Here is a 12,202-nt window from a genome sequence, read left to right on the forward strand (position 1 = left end):
CATTTAGATTAGTCTTTTTTTAAATCGGAGTTTTCAATGTATATTAAAGAAATTTCAATAAGGAACTATAGGAATTTTTACAAGTCAAACTTCCATTTTTTGAAGGGGGCTGTCAATACAATTATCGGAGAAAATGCTTGTGGTAAGACAAACCTTTTCAATGCCATGAGGCTAATCTTGGATGATTCGCTTCCATTAAATTCTCGGATACTTTCCAGCGAAGATTTCAATCGAGGTTTGAAAGAACCATTTGGGCACTGGATTATTATTACCTTATATTTTGATGATCTGAGTGAGTCTGAAGAAGAACAAGTAATTGCAAATTATTCTTTAAATGATGGTAACGATGAGTTAGGTACTGAAGGTAATTATACTTTTGTATACCGCCCTAAATTTAATGTTAGACAAGATCTTTATGATTTGTCTTTAGCTAATGATAGTTTTGAGGCAAGAGAAGAGGCATTTTCAAAGTACACTTCCAATCATATTATCTCTAAAGAAACTTATGAGGCTGTAGCATTTGTTAGAACAAAAATAGATTTTACTAATGATGAAATCTATAAAGATATAGTTGGAGATTTCATAAATCTAAGTTTTTCAGATCCAAACGATGATGCTGAGAAGTTAGGTTGTAAAAAACCGCATTTCTTTTCTCTTGGAAGCGAGGTAGCTTGCACATATGTTAAGGCATTAAGGAATGTAGTTGCTGATTTAAAGTATTATAAAACAAACCCTTTATATAAACTTCTTACATTAAAAAGTAAACAGATTAATAGCAGTCCTGATGTTGTTGATGATGTAAAGGGAGTGAATGAAAAAATATCTTCTATACCTGAAATAAAAATGCTAAGCGAAAGGATTTCAGCCTCTTTGACTAATACGGTTGGTTCAACATATTCTCCAAAAATAATGGTGTCATCTCAGCTTCCAGAGGATTTCGTTGAACTTATACAGTCGCTCGGATTAGTTGTTGAAGATTCTTTAGATTATAATGGTTCAGGAAGATTAGACGATTTAAGCTTAGGTGGAGCTAATCTTATTTATCTCGCATTAAAACTTTATGAATATGAAGAGATTAGAGATACAGAAGAGCATATTACTCATTTTTTGTTGATAGAAGAACCTGAAGCACATATACATACTCACATCCAGAAAACTCTCTTTGATAATTTTAATTTTCAAAATACACAGGTGTTCGTTTCTACCCATTCTACGCAGATAAGCTCAGTATCAAATATATCCTCGATGAATGTTTTAGCACGTAAGAAAGGTTACACCGAAGTCTATAGACCTTCGAATGGTTTAAACATAAAAGAAATCTATTCGATTGAAAGATATCTCGACGCAATTCGCAGTGATTTGCTATTTTCCAAAAGTGTAATTTTGGTAGAAGGTGATGCTGAGCTTATTCTTATACCTACAATGATAAAGAAGGCTTTAGGTATAAGTTTAGATGAATTAGGTATAAGTCTCATAAAAGTTGATGGGACGGTATTCAAGCACTTAGCTAATCTTTTCCATAATGACAGGTTAAAAAGGCGGTGTGCTATATTAACAGATTTAGATTCAGCTTATGTTACTAAGGCTGATGATATTTTTGACTCTAAATTTGTGGAATCATTAGTGAATGCAGATATTGATGGTGCCCAACGGAAAGCTAAATTGGATGAAGATATTGAGCATAATGAGTATGTCTCAGCTTTTTATGCCGAGAATACATTTGAGACTGAATTGGTTAAATATGTAGAAAATAGCGAACTTTTTATCAATGTTATGAGGGAAAGTTATAGTAAAGAGTTTGAACTTAATAAAAATATAGGTGATATAAACTCAAGTGATATAAGAGTAAGATATAAAAGAGCTTTGAAATTTGCAAATAAAATCGGAAAAGGTTGGTTAGCTACAAGTATGGTCGAACATGTAACTGTTAATAATCGCATACCTGATTACATCCTAGAAGCTATTAAATATGTGCTTATGGATAGGGATTTAATGCCGATCTATGAAAAAATGCTTTCTTATAATTTGTCTTTAATGAAAAAAGCTGGATGGGAAGAGGAAGAACAAATATCCGCCAAGCACGGATTAAATAATAAAATTCAAGAGTATGGTCTCCATTGTTCTGACAGTTTTTATAGATTATGGGAGTTATAATTATGCCTTACAGGAATCTTACTGAAGAACAATGGGATGCTGTTAAGCATAATGGAAATTTGTTATTAACTGCATGTCCCGGCTCTGGTAAAACGAAAACCCTTGTATCAAAACTTTGTTACATGTTAGAAAATAAAGAGCCATTAGTGGGATGTAAAAAGAGAATCATCGCCCTTACATATACTAATGTAGCTTCCGATACTATTTATGAAAGGTTGATTTCATTCGGTGTTGATATCAAAAATCTATGGATTGGAACAATTCATGGTTTTTGCCTAAACTGGATTATCAAACCTAATATGGACAGAATTCCAAGGCTTTCGAAAGGTTTTAGTGTTATTGATGAACACGAGAGGGAGTTCATAATTAATGAATTAAAAGAAAAATATGGAATAGGTCTTTATGATAGAATAGCCACTCAATTGACAAGTGATTTTAAATATTCATACTCTAAAGGTGATGTTAAGTTTAATTTAGTTAGAGATTATCACAGGTATTTAAGTGCTAATAGGCTAATTGATTTTGATCTGATTCTTAATATATCCCTCAAGTTGCTTAATAAAAATAGGTCTCTTTGCAAACGATTGTCACTATTGTTTGAACACATTTTAATTGATGAATATCAAGACATTTCTTCTCTGCAATATGAGATTTTAAAAGCTATGTATTCTGAAAAGAACAATGTATTAACCCTTATAGGTGATAAAGAACAAGCTATTTATACAGGGCTTGGGGCTATCGTTAAAAGTAAAGAGGAGTTATCAGAATACTTTGGCATTAATGATCTGGTAGATATGAATCTAACAGGATGCTTCCGTAGTAGTCAATCTATTATTAATTTTTATAGTAACTATAAAGATGGGAAGTTTAACATTAACTCTTTATCCAATTTTAAAGACTTTCCTTCAGTCATTCTTAAAGAAAGCTCTATAGAAAAATCACAATTATCGCATTATGTTGCCGGAATCATTGAAACACACTTGCAACAAGGAATAACTCCTAACGAGATCGCTGTTCTTTGCCCCAGCTGGTTTGATGTTATTAAGCTCTCAGGGGACATTTCTAAATTAGGCAATGGATTTGAAATAGATGGGGTTACGATATCTCCAATTCCTAAAAACACCGAAAATTTTTGGTTGGGTTTTATTAAATTGTTCTTTGTTAAAAGAGTGCCTAAAAATTTTACCATTCGACAAAAAATCATTAATGAATTTCTCGCTGAGATAAATCTTCATTCACCTGATACTTTCCCATATTCTTCAAAAACTATTTTGTCGCAGATAAACCGCATGGCTATGCTTGCCAATTATGATACAAGTATTGAATTGTGGATTGAGGCGGTTATAACTGAATTTTGTGGAATTTTTAAGCTAAATTTACATGAGGGTAGTTTTTATCATAATGAAATGCTTTCTCTTATTCATGCTACTACAAAAAGAATGAAAAAATACGATATGGTTTATAGAGCCAGTGACTTATCTTCTTTTTATAATTTCAGAGGTGGAGTGAAAATAACCACATGCCACTCGACCAAGGGCGATGAGTATGAAGTTGTAATTTGCACTGGTTTGTTAAATGGGAAAATACCTCATTGGGATGACATAATTGGTTGTAGTCGAAAACATAGTGATTATACCGCAAGACGACTTTTGTATGTTATATCTTCACGAGCAAAAAAACACCTGTATATGATTTCAGAAAGTGGTCACATGACAAGAAATGGCTTACCTTATTCAATTACACCACAGCTATAATTGTTATAACTGATTTTACTTCTTTAATTTTCTTATTAAATGATATTTCTGTGATATATTTGGATGGGTAGTGTGTAAGTAAACTCAATTAATTCTAATTTTTTATAATGATATTCTTCCCAGGCATTTAGTATAAAGATTTTTTCATAATTAATATTACGGTTGCGATGTTGACAAAGCTATATATTTATATCATATAGATAATATAAATATATGGGAGATTAAAATGAAATTAAAAATTGAAATTGTAGACTCTTGGCCGATTGAAGCAATTGAAAAAGGTGGTTTTAATCACATAAACTATCTCAATGATCTATTTACACCTGAGATGAAAAGGTTGTTTGTTATAGAAGGTGATATGGTTACCGAACATACTATAATGGCACCTATACTTTCGGATGTTCCTGAAGATTCATTATTAAGAATTAAAGTTTTCGATCCAAATAACTTCCTAATAGAGATTGTTGATAAATGGCCAAATAATGTCAGTCCTAAGCAGGGCTTTATTCCGAAAGAGAAATTCAATAAATTAGGTTTTGGCTATCTAGCAATGATAGATAAAATCTCTGTTTTACCATCTCATATCGAATTCAAAGCATTATTACCATATTATAAAAATCATCTTGCAAAGAATGGTTCGTGGCCTTTAATTATTATAACGAAGGTTTAAGGCTATGCAATCACGTTCAGCTTCTTCATAGGTAGCATATGCTATTGGAGGTTTTTTTTTGATAAATGTATTTTTGAAGCATAAATAATAGACTGTAGTTCCGTTTTCATCGAAACCCACTACATCATATTCAGGTTTAGAATTGAACTGGTCATCATTACCATTAGGAGGAGGAAAACCTCCATTTTTGATTTTACTCATAGCTTATCCTATGTTGTTAAATTATTTGTAGTATCTTTTAACACTTACGGAATTTATATGTGTAAAATTACCTTGTCAATCCTTTTTTTACTAACTTACCGAACTTCAATAGCGCTTCCTGTCGTTCACTGTAGTAATCATACCTATCATAAATCCCCTCAATACCTTTGAGTTTATAGTTCAAGCATCATTCTGCTATATGTGGAGGAACTGCCAGTGAAGCAAGTAAGCTTCGAGTCGTTCTTCTTAAGTCATGGACCGTAAAATATTCAATGCTACCCATTACATTAGGTGGTTGCTTTTTCCTGCCTGGTTAAATCCCGAACAATTTTGCTATCGCTCTGTTTAGCGTGTCTTTTCCCATGTGCTGAGACTTGCTCACTCGGCGATTTGGGAAGACATAAGAAGAGCCAAAAGCTCTGACCTTCAGCTCGTTTAAAATCTCAATTGCGAGCGGGGGAAGCGGAATGACGATGGCTACACCAGACTTGCTTCTTTCTTTTGGTAAGGACCATTTTTTATCTTCTAAATTAGATTCCGACCACTGAGCATCTGTCAACTCACTCTTTCGAACAGCATGAAGCAATAGTAGTGCACATGCCAAATATTTATCACGAGAGAAGTTATCAGAGTGTTCTCTGAACGCTTTAAAAACATAAGCAATCTCTTCTAAGTTTAATGCTTTTTCTCTGCTTTTTTTCCAACTCCTCCTGCATCGCTGTCATTTAAATCAATAGCTTGGGTTTTCTTAACTTAAGCGAGTTTGAAATCATCCTGGAATAGTTCTAATCCTAAAATCTGTTTGTGAAAAAAAGCTTTAAGTTAATTTTTCGATGTCAGATATCTTGGTTAATTCACTAAGGTAATCTTGTTTATTCCTAAGAAGCCAATGGAAAACCTTAGGGTTTTCGAGTATTTTTTTTATGTGAGAGATAACAATCGTTAGCTTCAAACTATTGGAACCGTAGTTTTCTTTTATCTTTTGTGTATCGAAATGGACCTGAGCCATCTCTTTTTCAAGTCTTTCAATTGCTTTTCTATTACCAGATCTCTCGTCAATGTTAGGTTTACCTTTGTCGTTTAAAAGCTCAGGTGATGAACTGTGATAAAGCGATTGAGCAAAAATCTTTGAATAATTATCAAATTTTATCATTATGTTTGCACATTCAATTTGCCTAAAAGGAATCATTCTTTTTAAGATCATAAATGTGTTCTTAGGTATATCTCTATCATTAAATAATTCTATAACCTCAGGGCATATGCCTTTAAGAACTGATAGATTACTTTTTAATGAATCGGAGCTAATATTCAAGGCTGAACAGAGCATATCTTCAGGAACCCCTACTCGAACAGCTTCTTTTAACATTTTCTGAATTTGAATGATTGTTATTCTATTAACTTTTTTGTTGGGAGTATAAGTGTCGTAAACAGTTGAAACGAGACAAGCAACTCTTTCTTCGCCAATATCTTTTAATGCCTCAATTCTCAGATGACCATCCAGGATTTTTGCAGTGCCATCAGCCCCATCAATGTAAATCAGTATAGGTTCGACTAATCCAAGTGCAGATATCGTGCTCTTAATTTGTATGTATTTTTGGCTGCTTTTGTAATTGGTAGGAAGTTTCTTAGTATAAATAAGATCACTTAATCTAAAGCTGACTGTTTTTTCATTAAAGCAGTATTTAATCATTTTGACCTCAGCAAGAAGTATTTTTCATTATAACTTTTACTACTTCATTTAAATTCTCTTCGTCTAAGATTTTACTAAACTCTTCGTTATCAGATAATTCTTTGAATATTTGACTGGCTATAAGTAAGTTTCTCTCAATATATTCAGCTTTGTTTTTGATTTTTCTATGCTGAGAAATGTTATCTTGATATATCTGTTTAAGCTCATCAGTAGTGATTTTTTTCTTTTTCTTTGTAACTCCGAAACTATTGTTCAGAAATCCTTTCAAACCTTCATCTCGGGAATCCAATATATCTCTTATTTTACCAACATCTTTATGTTTTATTAAACCTTCATCAAAAGCTTTAATTAGTAATTCTTGCCCACCTTCGAAGTCCACTCTGGCAATCTCAACTGCAAGCGAGATTGGAATGCTTCCTGATTCTACGGCAGATAATAGTTTGTTTTCTCCTTTGCTAATTAGCATAGTCAGGCTGGTAATCCAGTGCAATGATAAGCCAGTAGAGTAGGATATTTCTTTGTTAGATAAACCTTGCTCATTCATTTCTTTTATTCGTTGGAACTGCTCGCCCGCTCTTGGTATTACGCGAGCCATATTTTCAACCAAACTCATTATGTATGCTTTGTTTTCATCAATGTCCAGTATGAAAGCAGGTATCAGCTTTTCTCCCAAAGCTGTGAGTGATTCAAGTCTACCCTGACCACAAATTAAGGCAAATTCATATTTTCTATCCGAAATCCTTCTTACTGTTATTGGCTTTCTTAATCCACTTGTATCGATACTATCTGTTATCTCAGCATGTTTAAATTTATTCCGAGAACGAGGGATGACAACTTTTATTTTTGAGATTTCAAGCATGTGAATTTGATCGTCGTTCATTTAGGCTACCTCCATTTCCGCAGTCGAAAGCATATCAAAGAATGTCCTGATGTTATCAAATCTATACATTTCGAATAGAAGGTTATTATTCTCTTTTAGACACAACTCACTTTCAAAACTTTCAATCGAAGGTAGGATGTAATAATCAACAGGTTCGGTATTAAGGCTGTTCATTCTTGCAACCACATTAACTTCGGGATTTAAGCTCCTGTCTAATCTAACTATCCATCTACATTTTCCAGATCCCATTTTTCGACATCGAGACAGTATAATGGAAAAGGTTAAACTTTTGTTTATAGTGATTAGTTTGTTATCTAATATAGATACTTCGCTATAATTAATTTCTTGGTGTATTTTATTCACAATGTTGTTATGTTTAATTCGTAAGGCTGAGTTTATTTCTAAATAGCGGTAATCCCGTTCGGGTGTGTAATTTATCAGCTTATATGCTGGAAGAAGTCCTCCAAAGCGGCTTGCTACTACACTGCTTGATGGGCCATTATCCTCTTCATCAATGATAAAACCTGATATTTTTCCATGAGTCGAAAGGATCTTTTTTAAAAAATTAAGAATCTCTTCATTGCTCATTTTTATTGAGCGGTTATCAATAATCTCTTTCGCTAACCTGAATTTTTCTTCTGAAATTATGGGTTTGAAAAAAGAATTATACTCAATCCAATCCTCTTCAGGATTTTGAACCCTTTTAGTTTTCAGTTTCTGAGATGTTCGATTATATGTATACTTTCCAGTATAGCGGTTATTTATAAGCACAGAATGTATCCGGCTTCGTGTCCAATCCGATTTGTCGCTGTATTTATGTCCTTCATGGTTTAGTTTCGAGGCGATGAGATACTCATTGAGTCCTTCAAAAATGAACATGTTAAATATTTTCTTTACTAAGTCCGTTTCCTTTTTACTTCCTGGTATTAAGACTATCCTATCTGTTTGCAGACTCTTTCTCTCACCATTGTTAAGTATCATTTTTGCTTTGTTATTATTATCAAGTAACTTTCTTTTAAGTCCGTATCCAGGCACTCCACCCTGATAGTATCCTCGTTTAACAAGATTTACATGTCCTGCAAATACTTTTATTGAGAGGTTTTTACTAAATGCTCCCGCAGCATACATAAGTGATGAAAGTATGAATGTCTCAGTGTCACTATTAGCAGGAAGATTTTCAGCACAGTATATAAGATCTACCTTATTCATTTTTAATAGATATTTATAGTAGATGCCTTCCTGTGGATCTTTAAAGCGGCCAAAACGACTTACATCATATACAAGGACAGCTTCTATATTGATTTCCTTGGTAAGTATGTCATTGATTAACTTGTTAAAATCATGCCTCCCTGACGTTGATACACCGCTTTTTCCTGCATCATCGTAAGTATGCAAGATTTCCATATTGTGGTCGTCAGCATATTTTTTTATGAACTGAGCCTGGTTATCTAACGAAAACTCCTGAAGATTTGTAGACATCCGTAGATATTGGGCTACTTTAACTTTCTGTTTTTGTTCTACTTTATTATCCATTGCAGTGCCTTGGTGCAACTGTTGAATATTGATTTGTACAAAAATTGATCAATTTCGTTCAGGTTGCAACCTTTTTTGGCATTCATTTTTATTTTTTTGTTCTTCAGCTACAAAACTACACCACTATTTGAAGATTCATTGTTATGAAAAAGGAGGAGGGGATGGTGGAGTGATAAGAATGAAATGAAAATATTTTGAAAAAATGATTCAAGTTATTGATTTATATGGATGTTTTACATGCTGGTGTTTAAGGTATGCCATTAATAACGAACAACACTTTTGCTTAGATTGAGCTGAATCGATGTATGTATTAAGGCGACTATTTGGGAGCTTTGAATTCTTAATAGATATTCGCAGCCCACATCGAGTTATCGATTATAAAATATTAAATACGTATCGTTTGTTACTCACTATTCTGAATGCTGAATAGAGAAGGAAAAAGGTGTCTGTGCTTCTTCTTTACAAGCTTCCAGATAGTCAGCCCACCATTGCAACATGAGTCTCCGTTCTTCCAAATGCTCCGCTTTATGTATGTAAGCAGCCCGGACACTGTTGCGTTCCTGATGGCTCATTTGTCTTTCCACAGCATCTCTCGACCATAATCCCGATTCGATTAAGGCACTACATGCCATAGTTCTGAAACCATGACCGCAGACTTCTACTTTCGTATCGTAGCCCATCGTCCTGAGTGCTTTGTTGACAGTGTTTTCACTGATAGGTTTGTCGTCCCCGGTAAAACCAATGAACATAAGTTCTTTGTTTCCACTGATTGTATGAAGCTCTTCCATTAGTGCTTTGGCTTGTGAGCTTAATGGAACCAGATGTGGGGTTTTCATCTTTGCCCCTCTTGCAGAATATTTTACCCCTTCCATAGGTTGTCGCCTTCCGGGGATAGTCCACAGTGAATTTTTGAGATCGACTTCTGACCAGCGAGCAAATCGCAGTTCACTCGAACGGACAAAGGTCAGGAGTGTTAACTGCACTGCAATTTGGGTAATGCCTCTCCCTTTATATGCTTCCAAACGGTTCATAAGCTCTGGCAATCGTTCCAGAGAAAGGGCAGGGCGATGAACACTTTTAGTGGAAACAACAGCACCAGCGAGGTCGTTTGCAGGATTCTGTTCAATCAAAGCATTGTGAACGGCATATCTCATTACCGCCGTAATGCGTTGTTGTAATCGGGAAGCTAATTCATTGTGTCCTGAAGCTTCTGCTTTTTTCAAAGGAACCAATAAATCACGAGTTTTTAGCTCGCTGATATTACGTTTGCCGATGACTGGGAACACATGGGAAACAAGGCTGTTCAAAACAGTTGTTCTATGACTGTCTGACCAGGTTCTGTTACTGGTATGCCATTGTTGTGCAACTTGCTCAAATGTTAGCAAGCCTTTGCTCTCAATCTTTTCGGCTTTGCGCTTTTCACTTGGGTCTACATGGTTTGCAACGAGCTGACGGGCTTCATCTCTTCTTCGTCTGGCTTCTGACAATGAAACTTCAGGATAAACACCCAGTGCGAGAATTTTCTGTTTGCCAGCGAAGCGATACTGGAAACGCCAGTATTTGGAACCACTTGTGGTGATCAAAAGATGCATACCATTACCGTCTGTCAATTTGACAGGTTTATCAGAAGGCTTTGTATTTCTTACTGTTAACTCAGTGAGCGCCATACTAAAAACCCTCTTCTGATGGTATCTGCATTATCGAACTTAAAATACCAACATATGTACCAACAAAACAGCGTGGATTTTGGAATATGACGGTGTACGTTAGTGGGCTACGAAAAGAAGGTAAGCGTTTGAAATTGAAGAGTTGACTAGACTTTAAGATACTTAGGTGGGCTAACATATGGTGTCCCCTGCAGGAATCGAACCTGCAACTAGCCCTTAGGAGGGGCTCGTTATATCCATTTAACTAAGAGGACAGCGGCGTGCAGTATAGCGAAACAGTCCTGAAAATTCACCAGGTTGCCGCGCGTTTGCTCATTCCGCCAGCAATCCCGGTTTTCTGCACTGAACGCAGTTAAGCACGGACGCGTGCAGACTGTTCACGCTGAAAAGATTCTCCGCTTCAGCCTGACGGTTTGATCTCAATATCATAGGTTCAGCCAGCATGCCTGAAAGGCAGACAAAACCGGTAAATCAGCCTTGTCTGCCCTTGCCATTTATTCCGCGTTTTCCTTCTCTTCACGCTGGCGGCGTTTTTCCTGCTTCCGCTTCTCAGCTTTTGCTTTGGCCACAGCGGCTTCACTCATGTCATTGCGAATCTGTGCATGGCTGATCAACGCAAAAATCAGGGTGCCGCCAGTGATGTTGCCGAGCAGCGTCGGCAGGGCAAACGGCCACAGGAATTCATGCCAGCTAATGCTGCCGTTAAACACCAGATAGAGCACTTCTACTGAGCCCACGACAATGTGCGCCAGGTCGCCCAGCGCAACCAGCCAGGTCATCATCACAATCACCAGCAGTTTCGCGCCGCCCGCAGAGGGGAACATCCAGACCATGGTGGCGATAATCCAGCCGGAAATGACCGCATTGGCAAACATCTCGCCTGGGGTGTTTTCCATGACCTTCATGCTGATGTCGGTAAACGCCTGACGGGTGGCCTCGTCAAAAATCGGCATCTCATTGAAGGCCAGCGCACCCAGCGCTGTACCAATCAGGTTACCCAGCAACACAATGCCCCATAACCGTAACAGCAGGCCCGTGTTACCCCAGGTGGGTTTGTGCATCACCGGTAATACGGCGGTAACGGTATTTTCGGTAAACAGCTGCTGGCGCGCCATAATGACAATAACAAAACCAAAGGTATAACCCAGATTTTCCAGCAGGAATGCACCCGGTACGCCATCCAGATGCACCTTAAATATCCCCTTGGCCATCAGCGAAGCGCCCATGGACAAGCCTGCCGCGATAGCTGACCAGAGCAGCGCCATCCCGTCGCGCTCCAGCTCCTTTTCCCCATCCTGGCGAATCTCTTCATGAATCGCAGCCGCGCGGGAGGGTAAAGCCTCCTCATCAACTTCGATGTCAGTGCCCTTGTCCTTCTCTTCGCTCTCTACGTCGTTAGGACCCTGCTCATTACCTGATGAAGGCTTCATATTTTCTCCTGGTGATAGTGCTGTAACGTTATAAGCGTAGCCGTTTTTTATTTGCCGGAAATGTAACGTCCGATGCGAATAAGCGTAACAACGTTTTTCGGAACTGCATTTTTATTCAGACTGCTGATGAAAACGCACGAATAATCCCTTACCAGCGAAACTGAGCGCTGGCTCACACTTCGGCCCACAGCAACATTGTGGTAATATCCCGGCCACTTTTAGC

General features: G+C 36.8%; 10 protein-coding genes and 1 tRNA gene. 3 read left to right on the forward strand and 8 right to left on the reverse strand.

What is annotated here, in order from left to right:
• Positions 1-36 precede the first annotated feature (36 nt).
• The 3 genes from EE896_RS05825 (at position 37) to EE896_RS05835 (ending at position 4,578) form a co-directional block, all read left to right on the forward strand.
• The gene (locus EE896_RS05825) at positions 37-2,154 is read left to right on the forward strand and encodes an ATP-dependent nuclease (protein ID WP_153574553.1); all 2,118 of its coding nucleotides are present in this window, start codon (positions 37-39) and stop codon (positions 2,152-2,154) included.
• Between the two features lie 2 nt (positions 2,155-2,156).
• Positions 2,157-3,908 (forward strand): UvrD-helicase domain-containing protein, encoded by a 1,752-nt coding sequence (locus EE896_RS05830; RefSeq protein ID WP_153574554.1) that lies wholly within the window; start codon positions 2,157-2,159, stop codon positions 3,906-3,908.
• Positions 3,909-4,134: 226 nt separating this feature from the next.
• Positions 4,135-4,578, forward strand: coding sequence for a hypothetical protein (locus EE896_RS05835; RefSeq protein ID WP_110003365.1), 444 nt, complete (start codon positions 4,135-4,137; stop codon positions 4,576-4,578).
• Here EE896_RS05835 and EE896_RS05840 read toward each other — a convergent pair.
• From EE896_RS05840 to EE896_RS05875, 8 genes are all read right to left on the reverse strand, one after another.
• Positions 4,555-4,779 (reverse strand): hypothetical protein, encoded by a 225-nt coding sequence (locus EE896_RS05840; protein WP_140915424.1) that lies wholly within the window; start codon positions 4,777-4,779, stop codon positions 4,555-4,557. The two genes, EE896_RS05835 and EE896_RS05840, sit on opposite strands and share 24 nt — an antisense overlap.
• A gap of 313 nt (positions 4,780-5,092) precedes the next feature.
• Entirely contained in the window at positions 5,093-5,383 is a 291-nt protein-coding gene (locus EE896_RS22935; protein WP_475483658.1) for a tyrosine-type recombinase/integrase, read from the reverse strand.
• Positions 5,384-5,596: 213 nt separating this feature from the next.
• Entirely contained in the window at positions 5,597-6,469 is an 873-nt protein-coding gene (locus EE896_RS05850; protein WP_153574555.1) for a plasmid partitioning protein RepB C-terminal domain-containing protein, read from the reverse strand.
• Between the two features lie 7 nt (positions 6,470-6,476).
• Positions 6,477-7,349 carry a ParB N-terminal domain-containing protein gene (locus tag EE896_RS05855; protein ID WP_110003367.1) on the reverse strand — a complete coding sequence of 291 codons (873 nt, stop codon included), beginning with the start codon at positions 7,347-7,349 and terminating at the stop codon, positions 6,477-6,479.
• Positions 7,350-8,882, reverse strand: coding sequence for a recombinase family protein (locus EE896_RS05860; RefSeq protein ID WP_153574556.1), 1,533 nt, complete (start codon positions 8,880-8,882; stop codon positions 7,350-7,352).
• 410 nt (positions 8,883-9,292) lie between these two features.
• Complete coding sequence (locus EE896_RS05865) at positions 9,293-10,549, reverse strand: tyrosine-type recombinase/integrase (protein ID WP_140916301.1); 1,257 nt, start codon at positions 10,547-10,549, stop codon at positions 9,293-9,295.
• A gap of 179 nt (positions 10,550-10,728) precedes the next feature.
• Positions 10,729-10,803: transfer RNA gene (locus EE896_RS05870), tRNA-Arg, on the reverse strand.
• A 240-nt stretch (positions 10,804-11,043) separates the two neighbouring features.
• Positions 11,044-11,979 (reverse strand): formate/nitrite transporter family protein, encoded by a 936-nt coding sequence (locus EE896_RS05875; protein ID WP_039659709.1) that lies wholly within the window; start codon positions 11,977-11,979, stop codon positions 11,044-11,046.
• Positions 11,980-12,202: the final 223 nt, after the last annotated feature.

It is taken from the genome of Pantoea eucalypti (genome assembly GCF_009646115.1).
Classification (GTDB): domain Bacteria; phylum Pseudomonadota; class Gammaproteobacteria; order Enterobacterales; family Enterobacteriaceae; genus Pantoea; species Pantoea eucalypti.